The organism is Streptomyces sp. NPDC046379, from assembly GCF_055587785.1.
Genome location: NZ_JBVJFP010000004.1, coordinates 388,090 through 408,940 on the forward strand (window position 1 = coordinate 388,090; position 20,851 = coordinate 408,940).

Below are 20,851 nucleotides of genomic sequence, written 5' to 3' on the forward strand. Positions count from 1 at the left end.
CCTTCCGCGTCCCGCCTGCCACAGGAGGCTGTCGTGCTCTTCCGCCGCGCGTCGCTCGCCACGGTCGCCCTGACCGCGCTGGCCACGCTGGGACTCGGGGCCTGCGAGTCCGGTTCGGACGGCGCTCCGGACCGGGCGGACGGCACGGGCGGCCCCTCGGTGCTGGCGCCCGGCAGGCCCGGCGAGGGCAACCGCACCCTGTCCGCCGACGAGGCCGCACGGCACCGCGCCGACGACGACAGCCCCAACTCGGCCGACGTGGACTACGCGCGCATGATGATCGCGCACCACTCCCAGGCCCTGGAGATGACCGAACTCGCCCCGCAGCGTGCCGACTCGGCACGGCTGAAGAAGCTCGCCGAGCGGATCGAGGCCGCGCAGCAGCCCGAAGTCGGCGCCATGCGCGGCTTGTTGAAGGAGCACGGCAAGGGGGAACAGGGCGGGCGCCACGACCACGCCACCATGCCCGGCATGGCCACCGAGGCGCAGCTGAAGCAGCTCCGCGCGGCCGAGGGGAAGGCCTTCGACCGGCTCTTCCTGCGCCTGATGATCACGCACCACGAGGGGGCGATCGCGATGGCCACGGACGTGAAGGCGCAGGGCAACAACGTCCGCGTGGAGGAAATGGCCGACGACGTGATCGCCCAGCAGACGAGCGAGATCACCCGGATGCGCCGGATGCTGTGAGGGCGCGTCCGCGCGGCCCGTGCCCGGTCCCCTGACAGCGGGGCGCGGCGGTGCGATGCTGGAGTCGGAGCGATCTCCTGCGGTCCGCCCGGGTAAGGAGTTCCGCCGTGCTGCGTGTCGCCGTCGTGGGTTCCGGCCCGAGCGGGGTCTACACCGCCCAGGGCCTCGTCCAGCAGGACGCCGCCGTGCTCGTCGACGTCCTGGACCGGCTGCCGTGCCCGTACGGGCTGGTGCGCTACGGCGTGGCGCCGGACCACGAGAAGATCAAGTCGCTGCAGGGCAGTCTGCGCACGGTGCTGGAGCACGAGCGGGTGCGGTTCCTCGGCGGCGTCCAGGTGGGCGGCGGCGGAGTGCCGGCCGCGCGGCTGCGGGAGCTGTACCACGCGGTCGTGTACTGCGTGGGCGCGGCCACCGACCGGCATCTGGGCATCCCCGGCGAGGACCTGCCGGGCAGCTTCTCGGCAACCGCGTTCGTCTCCTGGTACAGCGCCCATCCGGACGCCGCCGCGGACGGGTTCGTGCCCGGCGCCGGGTCGGCCGTGGTGATCGGCGTCGGCAACGTCGCCGTGGACGTCACCCGGATCCTGGCCCGCGGCGCGGCCGAGCTGAGCCCCACCGACATGCCGCAGGCGGCCCTCACCGCGCTGGCGGCGAGCCGGGTGACCGACATCCACATGGTGGGCCGGCGCGGGCCCTCGCAGGCCCGGTTCACCACCAAGGAGCTGCGCGAGCTGGGCGGACTGCCGGACGCCGAGGTGATCGTCGACCCGCGGGAGACGGCGCTGGATCCGGCGTGGGCCGACCCGTCCGGTCTGCCCGCGGCGCAGCGCCGCAACGTGGAGGTGCTGCGCGACTGGGCCGAGCGCCCGGTGCGGGGGGCCGCGCGGCGGATCCGGCCGCGGTTCTTCCTGCGCCCGGTGGAGGTGCTCGCCGACGGAGGGCGGGTGGGCGGGGTGCGGTTCGAGCGGACGCGGCCGGACGGCCGGGGCGGGGTGACCGGGACGGGCCGGTTCGAGGAGATCGGGGCCCAGCTCGTGCTGCGGTCGGTGGGCTATCGCGGGGTGCCGCTGGAAGGGCTGCCGTTCGACGCGGCCACCGGCACGGTCCCGCATCTGGCCGGCCGGGTGGTGCGAGGCGGGGTCGTCGCGCCGGGCGAGTACGTGGCGGGCTGGATCAAGCGGGGCCCGACCGGCGTCATCGGCACCAACCGGCCGTGCGCCAAGGAGACCGTGGCGTCGCTGCTGGAGGACGCGGACGTGCTCGCGCGCAAGGAGGTCCCGGCCGACCCCCTCGCGGCGCTCCGGGCCACGGGCGCCGAGCCGGTGGAGTGGGCCGGGTGGCGGGCCATCGAGCGGGCCGAGGCCGAACTGGGGGCGCGGCTCGGGCGGGGCGGCGTGGTCAAACTCCCCGACTGGGAGTCGCTGCTGGCGGCGGCGAGGACCGGCGCGTAGGCCATGCCGGGAACCGTTGCACGAGACGCACATCGGCAGGGCGGTTCGGCGTGCGGCCCAGCGGCCCGGACCGACAGGCCGCGTGGAGTCGGCCCCAGGGGCCGTCCGCTCCCTGCCGGGCCGGCGCCGGCATGCCCGGTCGCAGGTACGGCTGCGGGGCGGCGGGTCAGCTGCCGAGCCGGGTGAGCGTCCGCTCCAGTCGCGGCAGCGTCCGCTGGCCCGCCAGCGCCAGCGCGATGGCCGCGAGGACGCCCGCCCAGGCGACGGGACCGAGGGGCGTGCAGCCGAACAGCCGGCTCACCCCGGGCGTCTCGACCAGCGCGACCAGGGCGAGGGCGGAGCCCAGGGCGGTCACCTGGACCAGAGGGCTGTCCCGGCGGTCGGCGAGGGTCTGGGCGAGCTGGGTGCCGACCACGGCGCACAGGGCCATCGTGGTGGTGCGGCCCGCCGTGCCCGGGGTGAAGCGGCCGATCAGCCAGGCCGCCACCGCGCCCAGACAGGTGGTGAGCGCCCGGTGCCGGATCTGCCGCAGCAACGGGGCGCCCAGCAGCGACGTCCCGAGGGGTGCGTCGCCCGGACCCTCGCCCTCGCCCCCGGCGTCCTTCGTCGGCGTGACCGCCACCGCCATCGCCGGGAACAGGTCCGTGAAGAGGTTGACCAGCAGCATCTGACGGGTGGACAGCGGGGCCGCGCCGCCCAGCACGGTGCCCAGGATGCCGAAGCCGACCTCGCCCGCGTTGCCGCCGATGAGGATGGCGACGGCGTCGGCGACGCTGTGCCACAGGGCACGGCCCTCACGGACCGCCTCGACCAGCACCGTCATGTCGTCGTCGGTGAGCACCAGGTCGGCGGCGTTGCGGGCCGCCGCCGAACCGCGGGCGTTGATGCCGACGCCGATGTCGGCGGCGCGGATGGCCGCCGCGTCGTTCGCCCCGTCGCCGACCATCCCGACGACCCGGCCGGAGTCCATCAGCGCCTCCACGACCTGGAGCTTCTGCTCGGGCGCCACCCGGGCGACCACGCCCGCGTCGTGGAGCATCCGGGCGCGCTCGGAGCGGTCCGCGGCGGCGAGTTCGTCGCCGGTGACCACGGGCGTGTCCTCGGGCCAGCCCAGGTCGAGGGCGATCGCCCGCGCGGTCTGCGGATGGTCGCCGGTCAGCATGACGGGCCGCACGCCCGCCTCGCGCAGCCCGTGCACCAGTGCCGTGGACGACTCGCGCGCCACGTCGGCCAGCGCCAGCAGCCCCATGAACTCCAGCCCCTCCAAGGGCTCCTCGCCGGCCTCCTCGTCCTTCTCCCCGTCGGCCAGGCGGCGTTGGGCGACCGCGAGGACCCGCAGTCCGTCGCCGGCCAGCTCCTGGGCCTGGCGGGAGGCGTGGTCGGGCAGGTCGCGGCAGGCCGGCAGGACCGTCTCCGGCGCGCCCTTGACCACGAACACCCGGCCCTCGCCGTTGTGGCCCACGGCGCCCGCGTACCCGCGGCCCGCCTCGAACTCCCGGCCCACGGTCTGCACCCACTCCGGGTCGCGCCCGGCAGCGGCCAGCACGGCCTCGTCGGTGGCGTGCACCAGCCGGTGCGGCCCCTCCTCCGGCTGCGGGCAGGCCCGTACCGCGACCCTCAGCGTCTCGGTGTCCTTCGCCTCGTCCGGCGTGCGGACCGTGCCCTCGGCGTCGGTCACCCGCACCAGACGCAGCTTGTTCTCGGTGAGCGTGCCCGTCTTGTCGAAGCAGACGGTGTCCATCCGGCCCAGCGCCTCCAGCGTGCGCGGGGTACGGACCAGCACGCCCCGCGCGCTCAGCCGGCGCGCGGCGGCGAGCTGCGCCACGGTGGCGACCAGCGGCAGCCCTTCGGGCACGGCGGCCACCGCGACGGCCACGCCGCCGCTGACGGCTTCCCGGATCGGGGTGCCGCGCAGCAGGGAGATACTGGTCACCGCGGCGCCGCCCGCCATCGTCAACGGCAGGGCCTTGCGGGTCAGTTCCTGCAGCCGCGCCTGCACGCCCGCAGACGGCGGCGTGCGGGCGGCCAGGTGGACGGCACGGGCCGCCTCGGTGCGCTCGCCCGTCTCCACGACCACCGCCCTGGCCTGTCCCGCCACCACGGTCGTGCCCTCGAACACCATGCAGCGGCGGTCCGGCACCGGCGCGCGCGGCGTCGGGTCGAGCTGCTTGTCCACCGGCAGGGACTCCCCGGTGAGCGCCGACTCGTCCACCTCGAGGCCGTCCACCCACAGCAGGCGGGCGTCGGCGGGCACGACGTCGTCGGCCTTCAGCTCGATCACGTCGCCGGGCCTGAGCCGGGCGGCGTCCACGGTGCGCGGCCCGTCGGCGTCGCCGTCGCCCTCGCCCGTCACCCGCGCCTTCTGCTTCTGCTCGGCGAGCAGCCCGGACAGCGCCCGCTCGGCCCGCAGCCGCTGGACGCCCCCGACCAGCGCGTTGAGGTCCAGGGCGCCGACGACCAGCAGGGCGTCCACGACCGACCCGAGGATCGCGGAGGCGGCCGAGCCGACCGCCAGGACCGGGGTGAGCGGGTCGTCCAGTTCGCCCCGCACGGCACGGCCGAGCTGCAGCGACCAGCGGGCCGGCGCCATCGCGGGCGTCCGGCCGAGCGCGCCGGCCGTCCTGGCCAGCCTGCCCTTGACCTCCTCGACCGGCGTCGGTTCGGACGCCCTCGCGCGGCTGATCCGTTCGCGGACCTCGCCGGCCTTCAGGGCGTGCCAGGCCACCCGGGCCCGCGGATGCGGGGCGCGGGCGCGGGCCACGCCGACCGCGGCGCGCACCCCGTCCAGCAGGGCGAGGGCGGCGCCGACGTCGACGGGGGCGTGCCGCAGTCCGACCATCGGGATGGGGCTGCGCCCGGACTCGCCGACGGCCACCATCAGGCCGGACAGCGCGGCGCCGGAGCGGGCCAGGACCTGGGAGCGCCGGCCGACCGCGCGGGCCGCCGGCACCGCGGCGAGAACCCGCCACACATCGGCCAGCCCGCCCGTGGCGACCAGGTCCGCGCCCCAGGCGACGGCCGCCTCGCCGTCGGCGAGCGAGACCGCCACGTCACCGGCGAGCAGCCCGGCCAGCACGTCGTGGTCGTCGGCCGACGCCGGCCGGGCCACCGTGAGCACTCCCCCGCCCTCGCGCAGTCCGGCCACGACCTCGCCCGCGGGCCGGTCCGGGGAGACGATGTGGTCGGCGAGGGCGGTGAACTCGCCGAGCGCGGGGTCGTCCACCACGACCACCCGCAGCCCGGCCCGGCGGGCCGCGTCCAGCACGGACTCCGCCCAGGGGTCGGCGTCGCCCTCGGGCGTGTGCAGAGCGCTCGGATGCAGGAACACCGTCTCGGCCGTCTCCAGCAGGCGCAGCCGCTCCATGTCGCGCACCAGCACCCCGCCGCGGGCCAGCGCGCAGCCCAGCACCGCGTGGAAGGCGGCGGGCCCGTAGCGGGCGGCCTTCGGGGAGCCGGCGAGCACGGCCTCGGCGGCCTCGGCCCCGCTGTGCTTGACCAGCAGGGTGGCGGCGGCGCCCGCGATGCTGCCGGTCTCCGCGTGCACGGCGTAGTCGTGGGCGGGGGTGGTGCGCAGCGGAGGGCGCGGGAACCGGTGCGCGGCCACGGTCTCCCGGTCGGGGCGGCACACCTGGTCGTGCAGGGTCTCGAAGGCGCCGCCGCGCGCGAGGGTCTCGGTGAGCTGGAGCGAGCGCAGGGCGGCGTCGAGCACCAGCGAGGTCGGGGTCTGTCCGGCGCCGTGGACGGCGGCGTTGGCCACCGCGAGGACCAGGTCCGTGCGGGCGGCCCCGAACCGGGACCGCATCCAGCGCCGGAAACGCGGGTTCTCGCGCAGCAGGGTCGCGGCGGCGGTGACGAAGCGCGGGGAGGCGGGCCAGCGCAGGGCGGAGCCGGTCACGGCGGCGGCGACGCCCGCCGCGTCGGCCACCAGCGCGGCGGTCGTGGTGCGCACCTCGCCCCGGTCGCCGGGGTGCGCGCACGCCTCCTCCACGTCGTCGTCCGCGGGCACCAGGCCGTGGCGCGCGGCGAGGTCGGACGCCTTGTCCAGCAGCCGGTCGGACAGTACGGCCTCGCTGGCGGCGATCACCAGCCGGGACAGCCCGCCGTCCCAGTAGGCGTAGGCGACGTCCGGCCGTTCGGCCAGCGCCGCGGCCACCCGGCGCGCCGCCCGCGCCGTTTCGCCGGCGATCCGTGCCCGGTCCGGCGCGGCGAGCCGCAGCGCGAGGTGCGCCCGTCCGGGCGAGCGCCAGTCGCGTCCGGCGCCCGGCAGCGCGCCGCGGGCGACCCGTGCGGCCCGTGCCACGGCGTCCGCGCCGCGCACGCCCGCGCGTGCGGTGCCCGCCAGGGCGCCGGCCGCCGCACCCACGGTGGGCGCGGCGCCCCGTGTCAGCAGCCGCGGACCGGCGAGTACGACGCCGGAGACGGCCGCGGTCGAACCCGTCAGCAACCCAAGCCCCATCTCATGCCCTCAGCTCGTGATCGAAGTCCGGAGGGCCGGGCGAGGGCCGGGCGTGACGCACCCGGTCCGCCCGTCGCCCGGCCCGCTCTAGGCGCTCGTGCCCGCCTTGCGCCGGCTGCCCGTCGACGTGCCGCTCCTGGAGGTCGTCCCGCGCTTGGTGGCCGTGGATGCGGCGGCCGACTTGGCGGTGGACTTGGCGGTCTTGGCGGTCTTGGCGGTCTTGGCGGCGGTTCCGGCTGTCCCGGCGGCGGACTTCGACTTGCCGGGTTTCCGGGTCCCGCCCGGTCCGCTCGCGGCCGCCTTGGCGCTCCGTCCGGCGGGTGACGTCCTGCGGCCCGATCCGGCGGACGCCGACTTGGCGCTCCGCCCGGCCGTGGCCGTCTTCGCGCTGCCGGCCGTGGCCTTCTTGGCGCTGCCGGTCGAGGCCGTCTTCGTGTCGTCCGCCGAAGCCGTCGGTCGTCCGGCCGACGACGCCGTCCTGGCGCCTGCGGTCCGTTCCTGTCCGGTCTTCCGTGTCTCCCCGGAGGCCTCGCCCCGCGACCGGGTCAGCCAGGCCACGCCCGCCGCGGTGAGCGCCACGGGCCACTCCACGACGCCCGCGACGCCGAGCACTCCGGCGCCGGTGTAGACGGCGACGCGCCGGCCGCGCGGCGACATGCCGGCGACGGAGCCCAGCGCGCCCTCGGCGGCCCTGGTCACGGTGCCGACACCGGGTGCCCTGCGGACGATTCCGGCGCCGGGCGCCTTCCCCAGGGCCGAGACGGTGGCGCGCAGCGGCTGCGGGAGATGGGGCGGCGGTTTCTGTGCGGTCATGACTTCCACGCCTCCCTGACGGGTCCGCTCTCTTTCACCCGCCGTGTTCCCCGGGATACGTGGGCTCACCCGCGTGAACGCGGGAAACGCGGGTGGCCGCGGAGGACTGAGCCGGCCACCCGCGCGCGGGCCCCGGCTCAGCCGGTCGCGCAGGCCGTGCCGTTGAGCGTGAAGCCGGACGGCGCCTTGCTGTCGCCGGTGTGGGTGGCCTGGTAGCCGAGTCCGACGCTCGCGCCGGGCGCGATCGTCCCGTTGTACGAGGCGTTCGTCGCCGTCACGTTCCCGGACGCGGGGGCGTACGAGGCGCCCCAGCCACCGGTGACGGTCTGGCCGCTGGGCAGGGCGAAGCCCAGTTTCCAGCCGCTGACGGGTGCGGTGCCGGTGTTGGTGATCGTGACGGAGGCCGTCAGGCCGGTGTTCCAGGCGTTGGTGGTCACGGTCACCTTGCAGGCGCCGGGCTGGGGCTGCGGACCGGGGCCGCCGCCGCTGTCCAGGCCGAAGAAGGCGAGCACGCGGGCGCCCATGCCCTGGGTGTAGAGGTTGTGGCCGACGCCCTGGAGGCTGATCGCCTCGACGGGCGCGCGGTCACCGGTGCCGCCGTAGCGGGTGCGGGTCCAGCCGGAGGCGGGCGAGTCGCTGGCGGCCGGGGTCTGGCCGAGGCCGTGGACGTTGGTCCACTGTTTGATCTCCTCCCCGAAGTTCGGGTAGCGCAGGATGTCGTCCTGGGTGCCGTGCCACAGCTGCATCCGGGGCCTGGGGCCGGTGTAGCCCGGGTACGCGGCGCGGACCAGGTCGCCCCAGGCGGCCGGGGTGCGGGTCACGGTGCCGTTGGCGCAGGCGCTGTTCCACTCGGAGCCGTCGGTGGTGGCGAAGCAGCCGAAGGGCACGCCCGCGAAGGCGGCGCCGGCGGCGAACACGTCCGGGTAGACGCCGAGCAGGACGTTGGTCATCATCGCGCCGGAGGAGATGCCGGTGACGAAGACCCGGCTCGGGTCGGCGTCGTAGTTCGTCTTCACCCAGTCGACCATGGACTTGATGCCGACCGGGTCGCTGCCGCCACCGCGGCGCAGCGCCTGGGGCGAGGCGACGTCGAAGCACTTGCTGGAGCGGGTGACCGACGGGTACACGACGATGAAGCCGTGGCGGTCGGCGAGCGAGGCGTACTCGGTCCCGGAGTACATCGCAGGGCCGGACCCGGTGCAGTAGTGGACGGCCACGAGCACCGCCGGGTCCGGGGCGACGTTGGCGGGGACGTAGAGGTACATCTGCAGGTTGCTCGGGTTGCTGCCGAAGCCGGTGACCTCGGTGAGCGTCGCGGTGGGCACCGCGTCGGCGGCCTGCTGGCGGGCGGCGGCCTGCGGTGCGGCCAGGAGCAGGGCGGCGAGCATCGGCAGGAGCGCGCCGAGGAGCGTGAGGAGCGGGGTGCGCGGCTTTCCGCGCGCGGTGGTGCCGGAGACGGTGACGGGCACGTGGTCGTCCCTTCGTGATCGCGGCTCGTGGGCCGTCGGCGCGGGGAAGGAGCACCGACGGTGCATCGCTGAGAGGGAGGAGCAACCGCATGGTGACATGTCCACAGCCGCGCATGGAAGCGCTCCCACGGAGGCACGGATTCTGTCGGAACCGTTGACCAGAAAGCGCTTGCCCTCTACCTTCCGTTCAGAGATGTGACCGATTGAGACCCATCGAGGGAGGAAATCGCGCCGCATCACGCCTGCAGCGTTCAGAAACACGAACCTTGTTCACGTACCAGGGCCGAGCCGCAACGACCCCATCGACCCCACAGGCCCTGGACCCACCCGGAAGGAACTCGGGACATGACCGCACTGACAGGCCCCCGCCGGGGCCGCGCCGCGCGGCGGCGCGCGCTGGCCGGCGGGCTCGCCGCGCTCGGCGTCACGGTTGGCATGATCACCACAGGCCAGGTGCCCGCGGCGAACGCCGCCACCTGGCCGACCGCCAACGGCAGCCAGGCCGTCTCCTCCACCATCTCCCTGTCCGGCACCCACGACTACGGGATGAAGCGCCTGTACGGCTCCGGCGCCCTGGGCAGCGACGGGCAGGACGAGGACCAGGGCCCGATCCTGAAGCTGGCCGCCGGGACCGTCCTGAAGAACGTCATCATCGGCGCCCCGGCCGCGGACGGCATCCACTGCCAGGGCAGCTGCACGCTGCAGAACGTCTGGTGGGAGGACGTCGGCGAGGACGCGGCGACCTTCAAGGGCACCTCCTCGTCCAGCGTCTACACCATCACCGGCGGCGGCGCGAAGGAAGCCAGCGACAAGGTGTTCCAGTTCAACGGCGCCGGCACGCTGAACGTCTCCAACTTCGCGGTGAAGAACTTCGGCACGTTCATCCGCTCCTGCGGCAACTGCTCCACGCAGTACAAGCGGACGATCAACCTGAACACCGTCGAGGTCACCTACAAGGGCAGCCGCATCGTCGGCATCAACACCAACTACGGCGACAGCGCGACCCTGCGCAACATCACCATCGTCGGGGACACCGGCAGGAAGATCGTCCCCTGCCAGAAGTACATCGGCAACGACGACGGCGACGAGCCCACGACCAACGGCTCCGGCCCCGACGGCACCTACTGCAAGTACTCCGCCTCGGACATCACCTACCGGTAGACCGACCCGGCGGGAAACGGCCGTACGAAACGGACCCCACAGCGTTTCGTACGGCCGTCCGTCATCTCCGGCGATACCGGCCGGCCTCCCCTGACCTGCGACGACACTCCGTGCGGAGGTGACTGTCAGTGGTGGGGTGCAGACTGGCCGGTGTCTGAGACGAAGATGTCGCGGAGGTGATCGGCATGACCGAGGTACTGCTCGCCGTGGGCACGCGCAAAGGCCTGTTCATCGGACGCCGGCGCGGTGGCGCCTGGGAGTTCGACGAAAGCCCCTACTTCAACGCACAGGCCGTGTACTCGGTCGCCATCGACACCCGCGGCTCCGCCCCGCGGCTGCTGGCCGGGGGCGACAGCGCGCACTGGGGGCCGTCGGTGTTCCACTCCGACGACCTCGGCCGCACCTGGACGGAACCGGCCCGGCCCGCCGTGAAGTTCCCCCAGGACACGGGCGCCTCCCTGGAGAGGGTGTGGCAGCTGCACCCGGCCGCCGCCGAGCCCGACGTGGTCTACGCGGGCACCGAACCCGCCGCGCTGTACCGCTCGGAGGACCGCGGCGAGAGCTTCGAGCTGGTCCGGCCGCTGTGGGAGCACCCGACACGCTCGCGGTGGGTGCCGGGCGGCGGCGGCGAGGGCCTGCACACGGTGCTCACCGACGCGCGCGATCCACGGTCCGTGACGGTCGCCGTCTCCACGGCCGGCGTGTTCCGCACCACGGACGGCGGGCAGAGCTGGACGCCCTCCAACTCCGGCGTCTCCGCGGTGTTCCTGCCGGACCCCAACCCGGAGTTCGGCCAGTGCGTGCACAAGGTCGCACGGGACGCCTCGACACCGGACCGTCTGTACCTGCAGAACCACTGGGGCGTCTACCGCAGCGACGACGCGGGCGCGCACTGGACCGACATCGGCGAGGGCCTGCCGTCCACCTTCGGCTTCGCCGCGGCCACCCACCCGCGCCGAGGGGACACGGCCTACGTCTTCCCCATCACCGCGGACTCCGACCGCGTCCCGGCCGACCGGCGCTGCCGCGTCTACCGCACGGCGGACGCGGGCCGGTCCTGGGAACCGCTCACGGCGGGGCTGCCGAGCGAGGACCACTACGGCACGGTGCTGCGCGACGCGCTGTGCACGGACGACGCGGACCCGGCCGGCGTGTACTTCGGCAACCGCAACGGCGAGGTGTTCGCCTCGGCCGACGACGGCGACAGCTGGCGGCAGTTGGCGTCGCACCTGCCGGACGTGCTGTGCGTGCGCGCCGCGGTCGTGGGATGAGGCGGAACCGCCCCGGCCACCGGTTGATCGCCGCCCGCCGCCCGGCAGTAGGGTGACGCCCGTGGCACCACGACCCTTGCATGAAATCGTCGAACCGGGCTGGGCGAAGGCCCTGGAACCCGTGGCCGGGCGGATCGCCGAGATGGGTGACTTCCTGCGCGCGGAGATCGCCGCCGGACGCACCTACCTCCCGGCCGGGCCGAACGTCCTGCGGGCCTTCCAGCAACCGTTCGACGAGGTACGCGTTCTGATCGTCGGTCAGGACCCGTACCCCACGCCCGGACACGCGGTGGGCCTGTCGTTCTCGGTCGCGCCCGACGTGCGCCCGCTGCCCGGCAGCCTGATCAACATATTCCGGGAACTGACCACCGACCTGGGCGTCCCCCAGCCCTCCAACGGCGATCTGACGCCGTGGACGCAACAGGGCGTGCTGCTGCTCAACAGGGCGCTCACCACGGCCCCGCGCAAACCCGCGGCCCACCGCGGCAAGGGGTGGGAGGAGGTCACCGAGCAGGCCATCCGCGCCCTCGCCGCGCGCGGCAAGCCGCTGGTGTCCATCCTCTGGGGTCGGGACGCCCGCAACCTGCGCCCGCTGCTGGGTGACCTGCCTTCGGTGGAGTCCGCGCACCCCTCGCCCATGTCGGCCGACCGCGGCTTCTTCGGCTCCCGCCCGTTCAGCCGGGCCAACGACCTGCTCATGCGGCAGGGCGGACAGCCGGTGGACTGGCGTCTGCCGTGAGCGGCCCGGCGGCGGGCGGCGGCACCCCGGGTGACGGGACGGCCGGCGGTTTCGTCGCCGTGGACTCGGGCGGCTCCGGACTGCGGGTCGCCGTCGGCGCCGTGGAGCGCGGGGTGCTCGGCGTGCGGGAGTCGCGCGAACCGGTGCGCACGGGGGCGCGGGGCATCGACGCCGGGCATCTGATGGATCAGCTGGCGCCGATGGCCCGGGCGCTGATGGCCGACACCGGAGTCGCGGCTCCGGGCACGGCGGTGGTCGGCGCCGCCGGGTTCGGGACGCTGGGCGCCGCTCTGCGTGCGGAACTTCCCGGCGCGCTGCGGCGGGAGTGGGGCGTGCGGTGCGTCGCCCTGGCCGCCGACGCCGTCACGGCGTACGTCGGCGCGCTGGGCGTCCGGCCCGGTGCGGTGGTCGCCGCGGGCACCGGGCTGATCGCGATCGGCACCGACCTGACGGGCTGGCGGCGCGCGGACGGCTGGGGGCATCTGCTGGGCGACTGCGGCGGCGGGGCGTGGATCGGCCGGGCCGGTCTGGAGGCGGCGCTGCGGGCCCACGACGGCCGGGACGGCGGCTCCGGCCGGCTGCTGGCGTGCGCGCGGGAGCGGTTCGGGGCGCCGCCCGGTCTGCCGGGGCAGCTGTACCCGCGCGAGGACCGCGCCGCGGTGCTCGCGTCGTTCGCGCCCCTGGTCGCCGACTGCGCCGCGGCCGGTGATCCCGTCGCCGCGGAGATCCTGCGGGCGGCGGCCCGGCACATGGCCGACTCGGCCGCCGCGGTGTGCCCCACGACGGGCGAGCCGCCGGTCGCGCTCACGGGCGGACTGCTGAGAACGGGCCCGCCTCTTCTCGTTCCCCTGGAGGAGGAACTGTCGAGGCGGCTGCCGCACGCCCGCCGGGTCCCGGCCGACGGCGACCCGTTGCACGGGGCGGTCCGCATCGCCACCGGACTGGCCGCCGGAAGAAGGGAGTTACCCGAACAGGAGGCTCTGCTCCAAGTGGTGACCGCGCCCGGAGGGTGAGGCCGATACCGGCCGCGGGCGGTCATCCCGGGCAAAGGCGCCGATCACTTCCGATCGGTACGTAACTCATCAGACAAAACCGGACGGATACCGCTCACCTGCACCCTCCCCGAACAGGGGAGCCCAGGAAACCAGTAACATGCGGCGCCATGAGCTCCCCCACTGGGCCCGCGTCCGGCCTGCCAGTACGAATGCCGCGCCCCCGCCAGCCCGGGCGGCACCGCCGACCCGAGCCCCTGGCGGCTCCCGAGGGCGCGCCCGCGCTCGTCCTCGCGGTCCCGGGCACGCCCAGCGCCGCCACGCGCAGCCTCGCCGAGGAGGTCGTGAGCATCGCCCGCTCCGAGCTGCCCGGCCTCGACGCCCGCATCGGGTTCGTGGACGGCGACGACGCGGAGTTCCCCACGCTCCAGTCGGTGCTGTCCGGCGCGGCCGACCAGCGCACCGCCCGCTACGAGCAGGCACTGGCCGCCGGCGTGGAGACCAAGGAGCCCGAGGGCCCGGTCGCCGTCGTGGTGCCCCTGCTGGCCGGCCCGGACAGCGCGCTGCTGCGCCAGATCCGCCTGGCCGTCATGGACAGCCGGGTCGCCGCCGAGCTGACCGACGTGCTCGGCCCGCATCCGCTGCTGGCCGAGGCCCTGCACGTGCGGCTGTCGGAGGCGGGTCTGGCCCGCGCCGACCGGGCCCGGCTGTTCACCGTGGCGACCGCTGCGGACGGCATCATCCTGGCCGCCGTGGGCGGCGAGGAGGCCGTGCAGGCGGCCGGGATCACGGGCATGCTGCTGGCCGCGCGGCTCGCCGTGCCGGTGATGGCGGCGGCCCTGGACCAGGACGGCTCGATCGCCTCCGTCGCCGAGCAGCTGCGCTCGTCCGGCTCGCAGCAGCTGGCGCTGGCCCCGTACCTGATCGGCCCCGAGGTCGACGCGTCGGTGCTCGAGGACGCCTCCCGCGAGGCGGGCTGCTCCGCCTCCGAGTCCCTCGGCGCGTACCCGGCCATCGGCAAGCTGACCCTGGCCAAGTACACGACGGCCCTGGGTATCGCCCCGCAGCCCCAGGGCGTGCCGGCCCGCTGAACCCACCCGCACGACGAGGGCCCGCTCCGAGACGCCGGAGCGGGCCCTTCTGCGCAGGTGAGCCGCCTCGGGGGCTCAGCCGAACACCACGCACGAAGCCGCCGGCACCGCCACCGCCCCGGCACGCCGGGGCAGCCCCGTGTCCGGGTCCACGGCGAACCACGTCACGTCGCCCGAGTGCTCGTTCGCGGCGTACAGGAACCCGCCTCGCAGGGCGAGCGCGCGGGGCCAGCGTCCGCCGCACGGCACCGTCGCCGTGAGCCGCAGCTCGTCGCCCGCGACGGCGAACACGGACAGCACGTCCTCGCCGCGTGTGGCGGTCCACACGAAACGGCCGTCGGGCGAGGCGACGATGCCCGAGGGGTAGGCGTCGCCGGCCGGGGCGCCGTGCAGCACCGGCGTCTCGGCGAGCGGCTTGAGGGAGCCCTCCGAGCCGTCCCAGCGGCAGACCGTGACCGTGGGGGTCAGCTCGTTGACCACGTAGGCGTGCCGGCCGGCCGGGTGGAAGGCGAGGTGGCGGGGACCGGAACCGGGGCGCAGGGCGGTCTCGCGGTGCAGGACGAGTCCGCCGTCCGCCAGGGCGCACGCGCGCACCGAGTCGGTGCCGAGGTCCACGCTGACGACCCACCGTCCGCTCGGGTCGGGCTGCACCTGGTGGGCGTGCGGCCCCTGCTGGCGGGGCGTGTACGGTCCCGCGCCGGTGTGCCGGAGCACCGCGGCATCGCCGCCCGCCAGGGTGCCGTCGGGGCGCAGCGGCAGGGCGCTGACGCTGCCGGAGCCGTAGTTGGCGGTGAGGACGTGACCGTCGAACACGCACAGATGCGTCGGCCCGCTGCCCCGCACGGGGACCGGCGGTCCGGCCGGTTCGGGCGCGTCCCCGGACACGCGGTACGCGGCGACCGCGCCGTCGGCGGTCTCGCTGACCGCGTAGAGCATGTCCCCGCCCGGCGACAGGGCCAGGTAGGAGGGATCGGGAACGCCGCCCGTGCTGCCGAGGACCGTCAGTGCGCCGCTCGTCGCGTCCACGGCCACCGTGACCACTCCGGGGCCGCCCGCCGCCGTGAACGACCCGATGAACGCCCGCCCGCCGTCTGCCACCGCTGTCCCCTCTCGGTCCATGGCTGTCGCAGGCGACGGTAGCAGTCGATCATGCGCGGTCTAGACCAAGCGGGGAATCGTGCCTCGACGCGCCCACCGGCGACGGGCCGAAGTGGCCGCGCAGGGGCGTGGCGAGTTCGGCGAGGGCGCGTTCCAGGCCGTGCAGATGGGCGAGGACCGGTTCGGTCGCCGCGGGCGGCTGCGGGGTGGGGACGACGGGCGTGCCGTCGCCGTCGGTGAGCGCCTCGACGGCCGCCTCGACCCGCCAGCAGGCGGCGGCCAGCCGAGCGTCGTGGGAGGCCTCCGGGTCGGCGGCCACGGCGACCAGTCCGCGGATCTCCCGGGCGCAGTCGTCCAGCAGGGCCAGCACGCGCCGGGCCCGCCGCTTGCGGACGAGCATCGGGTTGAGCGGGTGCACCAGCGGGGCGACGGCGAGCCGGACCCGGCCGAGGAGCTGCTCCAGTTCCGCCACGCGCCGCGCGGGGTCGGCGTCCGGCGTTCCCGCGAGGCGGGCGGCGGCCTCCGCGGTGCAGGCGTGGACGCAGCGCAGGGCGCGCTGGATCCAGGCGTCGGTGACGGTGTGGGTGGTGACGGGGAGCACGAACAGCACGGCCAGCGCCGCGCCCAGCGCGCCGACGCCGGTCTCGGCCAGCCGCAGGGCGAGCAGGGCGGGGTGCAGCACGTCCAGGAGGCCGTAGAGCAGCTCGGCGAGCAGGGTGACGCAGAGCATCATCCAGGTGTAGGAGACGGCGGCCGTGTAGAAGATGCCGAACACGCATACGGCGGCCAGGACGGCCGAGGGGATGGGCGAGCCGTCCACCGGCACGGCGACGAGCAGACCGAGGCCGATGCCGATCACCGTGCCGAGCAGCCGCCGGAAGCCGCGGACCAGGGTCTCGCCGCGCGAGGTGGTGTTCACGAAGATCCACCAGGTCGCGCCGACGGCCCAGTACCACCGCTCGCCGGAGACGAGCTGGCCCACGACGAGAGCGAAACCGGAGCCGGCGGTCGCCTGGATCGCCTGCCGGGTGGTGATCCGGTCGAGACCGGAGCCGTCCGGCGGGGCGATCGCCGGGGCCGGGGGCGTACGGCGTTCGTAGCACCACAGCCCGAAGCGGACGACCGCGGCGGCGGCCACGGACAGCAGCACGGCGGCGGACAGCTCGGGGAGCTGCCCCGGGGTGGCCCGCAGGAACTGCGCGATGAAGAAGGTCATGAACGCGAACACGCCGAGGCTGTGGCCGCGAGGGCCCCAGCGGCGGGCGTAGACGCCTGCGCCGACGACGGCGAGGAACGTCAGGTCGCGGGCCACCGGCTGGTCGTGCAGCTCGGCCGCGGCGGCCAGGACGGGCAGGCCGACCACGGGCAGCAGGGCGGTGGTGACGGCCTGCTGCCGCACGCTCGGGTCCGTGACCGTGAACAGGGCGAGCAGCGCGGCGAGGCCGCCCGTGACGGCGGCGGCGAGGGAGTGCCCGGCGAGGCCGCAGACGACGACCGCCAGACCGATGCCGAGGACGGCCCGCGCGGCGAAACGCAGCCGCGCCCGCCCCGGGTCCGGAGCCACGAACATCCTCTTCAGCACTGTCTTCCGCCCCCTTGTCGCGAACGTGTGACGGCCGGTCCGACAACCGGCACGAAAAAGGCGCCGCGGGATCCGCAGCGCCATCGACGCCTCCATGACAACACTCATGCCACCAGTGGCTCAAGTGGCGCCTCCTCCACTGAACCATTGGCACAGCACAGTGGGGAAGGACTCGGCCATCGACGAGCCAACGGATCAGATCCGGCGGCCCAGCCCGGCCGTGTTCGAGTGCGCCATTGGTACGGTCGACGGTGATCACAGCCGACCGGCGACACCGAGGAGGACGGCCGCCATGACCGTCGACGAGCTCGACACCCGCATCCTGCGGCTACTGCTGGAGCAGCCGCGCACCAGCGTGCGGGAGTACGCCCGGATCCTCGGTGTTGCCCGGGGCACGCTCCAGGCCCGCCTCGACCGCCTGGAGCGGGAGGGCGTGATCACCGGCACCGCCCCTGCCCTCTCCCCCGCCGCGCTCGGCCATCCGGTCCTGGCGTTCGTGCACATCGAGGTCACCCAGGGCCACCTGGACGACGTGGGCGACGCGCTGGCCGTCGTACCGGAGATCGTGGAGGCGTTCTCGATCACGGGCGGCGGCGATCTGCTCACCCGGGTCGTCGCGCGGGACAACGCGCACCTGGAGGACGTGATCCAGAAGCTGATCAGCCTCCCCGGCGTGGTGCGCACCCGCACCGAGGTGGCGCTGCGGGAACGCGTGCCCCACCGGCTGCTGCCGCTGGTGGAGTCGATCGGACGGTCGGTCCGGAAGTGACCCCGGGCCGCGGCCGAACCCGCCGGTACCGTTGACGCGCCCCCACCCCGTCTCTACCGTCCGGTCGACCTTTCGCACAATGTTCGACATATCGAACCATCACCTCGGTCAGTGGCCCCGTGGAGGCGCACCATGGCACAGCCCTTCTCCCGACGGACCCTCCTGCAGTCGGCGATCGCCGCAGCCGCAGCGCCCCCACTCGCCGGGACAGCGGCGGCACGGGCGTCCGCCGCCGTGCCCGCACCGCCCGCGTGCTGGGCTCTGCACCCCTTCTCCTCGGCGAGGTGAAACTGGGCGAGGGCCTGTTCGCCGCGAAACGGCAGCTGATGCTCGACCACGCCCGCGGCTACGCCGTCGACCGGCTGGTGCAGGTCTTCCGCGCCAACGCGGGCCTGTCCACCCGGGGTGCGGTGGCACCCGGCGGCTGGGAGGGACTGGACGGCGAGGCCAACGGCAATCTGCGCGGGCACTACACCGGCCACTTCCTCACCATGCTGTCCCAGGCGTACGCGAGCACCGGCGACGAGGTGTACGCGGACCGCATCCGCACCGTGATCACGGCGCTGGAGGAGGTGCGCGAGGCGCTGCGCGCGGAACCGGCCGTGCTCAGCGTCGCGGGGAGGTTCGGGACCGCCGTCGAGCACGACCGAGCACCTCGACGTCGCCCCGTACGGCAACGCCGCCCTCTCCGGCGATCTGCTGCCCTCGCTCACGCCGGTACCGGGCGAACCGCTCCACTTCACGCTGCACGGCATCCTGTTCGCGCCGTTCTTCGAGGGTGTCGAGGAGCCGACGCACGCCTGCTCCGGCGCGTCGAACCGCGCGTGGTCCTCGGCGGCGCGGACTCGGGAGTCGCCAATCCGGGTCGGGCCGACGGCACGACGCTGCTGGACGAGGTGTGGGCGGGGGCGCCGTTCACCGGGAAGGGCGCGCTGGTGACGCGGGTGCGGTCGACCGTGGAGGCGTGGACAGCGGCAGGGCTGCTGGGTCGGGCGGACGGGAAGGCGGTGGTGAACACCGCGCGGCGGGCGGTGTACGTGCGCTGAGAGGCCGGGCCGGCCGAGCCCCGCGGCGGGTCAGGAGCGGCGACGCGGCTTGCCTCGCTTGGCTCCGGTCCTGGGTGCCCCGGCCTTCGGGGAGCCGCCCGACCGGCCGCGCGGATTCTTCCCGCCGGCGGACTTGGCCGGCGTCGGCTTCCGCCGGGCGGGATTCTCGTCGCGCCGCTGCTGCTCCGGCCGGGGCTGGGACCGGCCGCGGGTGCTGTTGACGGTGCGGCCCCGCACGATGCCGATGAACTCCTCGACCAGGTCGGTCGTCGCGTCCTCGGGCCAGGACAGGGCCACGCTCGACTGGGGTGCGTCCACGACCGGGCGGTAGGTCAGGTCGCGCCGATGGTGGAGCCGGGCCAGCGACTGGGGCACGACGAGGACGCCGACGCCCGCGGCGACCAGTTCGACGGCGTCGGCGGTGGTGGCCGGGCGCTCGACGGCCGGGCGGCCCGGCAGCCGCTCCCACTCCAGCACGTCGTCGAGAGGGTGGAAGACGACGTCGTCGGCGAGATCGGCCGTCGTCACCTCGTCCGCGACGGTGATCAGGTGGTCCTTGGGCACGACCACGACCGTCGCCTCCGTATAGAGGGGGATGGCGCTGAAGACCTCGCGATCGACCGGCAGCCGGAGGACGCCCGCGTCCGCGCGGCCCTCGCGCAGGACGTCGGGGGCCTCGGCGGCGGTCACCGACAGGAGGGTCAGGGGAACCTCGGGCAGGCGCTCGTTCCAGATCCGCACCCACTTGCCGGGTGTCGTCCCAGGGACGTACGCGAGCCGGAACGTGGGCGGTGCTTCCGAGCCTGTCACCCCGCCAGGTTACCGGCTGTGGTCGGGGGCCCCGTGACCGGCGGATAGTCTGGACGGCATGACGTCGCACCAGAGCGCCCAGACGATGAAGCCCGCGACCGCGGCGAAGAAGCTGGGCGTGTACCTCCCCGCCACCCCCGCCGAGTTCCAGGAGGGCGTGGTCTCCCGCGCCGAGCTGAACGAGCTCCAGGCCAACCCGCCCGAGTGGCTGCGGGAACTGCGACGCACCGGCCCGCACCCCCGCCCCGTGGTCGCGGCCAGGCTCGGCGTGTCCATCGCCGGCCTCGCCCGCGGCGGCGTCACGGAGCCGCTCACGACCGAGCAGATCGAGGCGCTGAAGCAGGAACGGCCCGAGTGGCTGCGCAAGGAGCAGGAGACCCAGGCCGAGGTCCGCAAGGAGGCGGCCCGCCTCAAGGAGCGGGACGCGGAGCGGGCGCGGCAGGACTGAGGCCGGCGGCTCACGTCGTGCCTCCGGGCTCGTGACCAGGGCGGACCGTCCGCGTCATGCCGTCACGTTCGTCGTCCGAGGCCGGCTGGCGCCTCGCGTCACGCCGCCCGTTGCGTGATTCTCGGCGCCCCGGCGCAGACGCCGGTGTTCCCGCACTCGGCGCGGTGGCGCCGAGTGATGGCGTCCAGGTCGAGGTGGCGGCCGAACGCTGGGTGCGCCGTCAGTCGGCGGGCGTAGTCCCACAGACGGGTGTGCGCGGCGATCCGCCGCGCCACGGCGCCGTCCAGATGCCGGCCGTGCACGGTGTCGAGCCACACCAGCGTGACCCAGACCTGCACGTCCGCGGCGGTGGGTCCGCCACCGCAGCCGAGGACGTACGCACGGCCGGCGAGCCGCCGTTCCAAGCCGTCGAGGGCGGTGAGCAGATCGGTGAGCGCGGCGTCCCGGGTCTCGGCGTCGGCGTCCGCTCGTCCGGCACGGTGGGCGGACGCGGTGACGCCCCGCTCGCAGAGCCGGTCGACCGTCTCGGTCTCCTCCTGCGCCTCGCACGGGCGGAGTGCCGCGCCCGGTCCGCCGAACCATCGGGCCAGGTCCCGCAGGATGTCGGGGGCGTGCGTGCTGACGATGCGTCCGGTCCAGTCGTCGCCGAGCACGGGGGCCAGGGCCGGTCCCGGGTGGCGGTGCGATCCGGCCTCGTACAGGGGGCGCAGCGCCCCGTGGCCGCCGTCGGCCGTGTCGGGCAGGGCCGGCAGCAGGGTGACGGGGAGGGTGTCGCCGATGCCGAGCAGGTCGTGGGTGACGGCGATGCGCAGACACTCCGGACAGGACGGGGTGAGATACAGGCGGTAGCGGTGTGGGACGGCGTGATAGCCGCTGCGGGGATCCTGGCCGATCCTGCCGCGGAAGGCCGGAACGGGGTCGGGGTGTGTGGCGAGCATGCGTCTCCCTCGGAAAGGCGCGGGCGTGGC

General features: G+C 75.0%; 16 protein-coding genes and 1 pseudogene. 10 read left to right on the top strand and 7 right to left on the bottom strand.

Annotated features, from left to right (window positions below):
* The first annotated feature begins 33 nt into the window (after positions 1–33).
* Both ACZ6KF_RS10755 and ACZ6KF_RS10760 read left to right on the top strand, forming a co-directional pair.
* On the top strand, positions 34–687 hold the full coding sequence (locus tag ACZ6KF_RS10755; RefSeq protein WP_469238117.1) for a DUF305 domain-containing protein: 654 nt from the start codon (positions 34–36) through the stop codon (positions 685–687).
* A 107-nt stretch (positions 688–794) separates the two neighbouring features.
* Entirely contained in the window at positions 795–2,138 is a 1,344-nt protein-coding gene (locus tag ACZ6KF_RS10760; RefSeq protein WP_469238119.1) for an FAD-dependent oxidoreductase, read from the top strand.
* Positions 2,139–2,304: 166 nt separating this feature from the next.
* Here the strand turns inward: ACZ6KF_RS10760 and ACZ6KF_RS10765 are convergent, their stop codons facing one another.
* From ACZ6KF_RS10765 to ACZ6KF_RS10775, 3 genes are all read right to left on the bottom strand, one after another.
* Positions 2,305–6,594, bottom strand: a complete 4,290-nt coding sequence (locus tag ACZ6KF_RS10765; protein WP_469238121.1) for an HAD-IC family P-type ATPase — start codon at positions 6,592–6,594, stop codon at positions 2,305–2,307.
* 87 nt (positions 6,595–6,681) lie between these two features.
* Entirely contained in the window at positions 6,682–7,407 is a 726-nt protein-coding gene (locus ACZ6KF_RS10770; RefSeq protein ID WP_469238123.1) for a hypothetical protein, read from the bottom strand.
* A gap of 137 nt (positions 7,408–7,544) precedes the next feature.
* Positions 7,545–8,795 carry an extracellular catalytic domain type 1 short-chain-length polyhydroxyalkanoate depolymerase gene (locus ACZ6KF_RS10775; RefSeq protein ID WP_356630431.1) on the bottom strand — a complete coding sequence of 417 codons (1,251 nt, stop codon included), beginning with the start codon at positions 8,793–8,795 and terminating at the stop codon, positions 7,545–7,547.
* A 426-nt stretch (positions 8,796–9,221) separates the two neighbouring features.
* Between ACZ6KF_RS10775 and ACZ6KF_RS10780 the strand changes: the two genes are divergently transcribed.
* The 5 genes from ACZ6KF_RS10780 to ACZ6KF_RS10800 all read left to right on the top strand — a co-directional run bounded on the left by ACZ6KF_RS10780 (position 9,222) and on the right by ACZ6KF_RS10800 (position 14,130).
* The gene (locus tag ACZ6KF_RS10780) at positions 9,222–10,037 is read left to right on the top strand and encodes a pectate lyase (protein WP_356630337.1); all 816 of its coding nucleotides are present in this window, start codon (positions 9,222–9,224) and stop codon (positions 10,035–10,037) included.
* Between the two features lie 185 nt (positions 10,038–10,222).
* On the top strand, positions 10,223–11,308 hold the full coding sequence (locus ACZ6KF_RS10785) for a WD40/YVTN/BNR-like repeat-containing protein (protein ID WP_356630339.1): 1,086 nt from the start codon (positions 10,223–10,225) through the stop codon (positions 11,306–11,308).
* 61 nt (positions 11,309–11,369) lie between these two features.
* Positions 11,370–12,047, top strand: coding sequence for a uracil-DNA glycosylase (locus tag ACZ6KF_RS10790; protein WP_356630341.1), 678 nt, complete (start codon positions 11,370–11,372; stop codon positions 12,045–12,047).
* Positions 12,044–13,060, top strand: coding sequence for an N-acetylglucosamine kinase (locus tag ACZ6KF_RS10795; RefSeq protein ID WP_356630343.1), 1,017 nt, complete (start codon positions 12,044–12,046; stop codon positions 13,058–13,060). The genes ACZ6KF_RS10790 and ACZ6KF_RS10795 overlap by 4 nt, the downstream gene beginning before the upstream one ends.
* Before the next feature lie 149 nt (positions 13,061–13,209).
* Complete coding sequence (locus ACZ6KF_RS10800; RefSeq protein ID WP_356630345.1) at positions 13,210–14,130, top strand: sirohydrochlorin chelatase; 921 nt, start codon at positions 13,210–13,212, stop codon at positions 14,128–14,130.
* A 75-nt stretch (positions 14,131–14,205) separates the two neighbouring features.
* Here ACZ6KF_RS10800 and ACZ6KF_RS10805 read toward each other — a convergent pair whose 3' ends face one another.
* Together ACZ6KF_RS10805 and ACZ6KF_RS10810 are read right to left on the bottom strand one after the other, a co-directional pair.
* Positions 14,206–15,228 carry a lactonase family protein gene (locus ACZ6KF_RS10805; RefSeq protein WP_469238125.1) on the bottom strand — a complete coding sequence of 341 codons (1,023 nt, stop codon included), beginning with the start codon at positions 15,226–15,228 and terminating at the stop codon, positions 14,206–14,208.
* 49 nt (positions 15,229–15,277) lie between these two features.
* Positions 15,278–16,810, bottom strand: coding sequence for an FUSC family protein (locus tag ACZ6KF_RS10810; protein WP_469238127.1), 1,533 nt, complete (start codon positions 16,808–16,810; stop codon positions 15,278–15,280).
* A 292-nt stretch (positions 16,811–17,102) separates the two neighbouring features.
* Here ACZ6KF_RS10810 and ACZ6KF_RS10815 point away from each other — a divergent pair, with 292 nt between their 5' ends.
* On the top strand, positions 17,103–17,579 hold the full coding sequence (locus ACZ6KF_RS10815) for an Lrp/AsnC family transcriptional regulator (protein ID WP_356630351.1): 477 nt from the start codon (positions 17,103–17,105) through the stop codon (positions 17,577–17,579).
* A gap of 132 nt (positions 17,580–17,711) precedes the next feature.
* A pseudogene (locus ACZ6KF_RS10820) lies at positions 17,712–18,229 on the top strand (beta-L-arabinofuranosidase domain-containing protein); the annotation flags it as partial.
* A 426-nt stretch (positions 18,230–18,655) separates the two neighbouring features.
* On the opposite strand, the gene ACZ6KF_RS10825 reads toward ACZ6KF_RS10820, so the two are convergent.
* Positions 18,656–19,435 carry a LysR substrate-binding domain-containing protein gene (locus ACZ6KF_RS10825; protein WP_469177985.1) on the bottom strand — a complete coding sequence of 260 codons (780 nt, stop codon included), beginning with the start codon at positions 19,433–19,435 and terminating at the stop codon, positions 18,656–18,658.
* A gap of 58 nt (positions 19,436–19,493) precedes the next feature.
* Here ACZ6KF_RS10825 and ACZ6KF_RS10830 point away from each other — a divergent pair, with 58 nt between their 5' ends.
* Positions 19,494–19,883: a DUF5997 family protein gene (locus ACZ6KF_RS10830; RefSeq protein WP_356630355.1), complete on the top strand. Its 390-nt coding sequence runs from the start codon at positions 19,494–19,496 to the stop codon at positions 19,881–19,883.
* A gap of 98 nt (positions 19,884–19,981) precedes the next feature.
* Here ACZ6KF_RS10830 and ACZ6KF_RS10835 read toward each other — a convergent pair whose 3' ends face one another.
* Positions 19,982–20,821: a glutathione S-transferase C-terminal domain-containing protein gene (locus ACZ6KF_RS10835; protein ID WP_469238130.1), complete on the bottom strand. Its 840-nt coding sequence runs from the start codon at positions 20,819–20,821 to the stop codon at positions 19,982–19,984.
* Positions 20,822–20,851 lie beyond the last annotated feature (30 nt).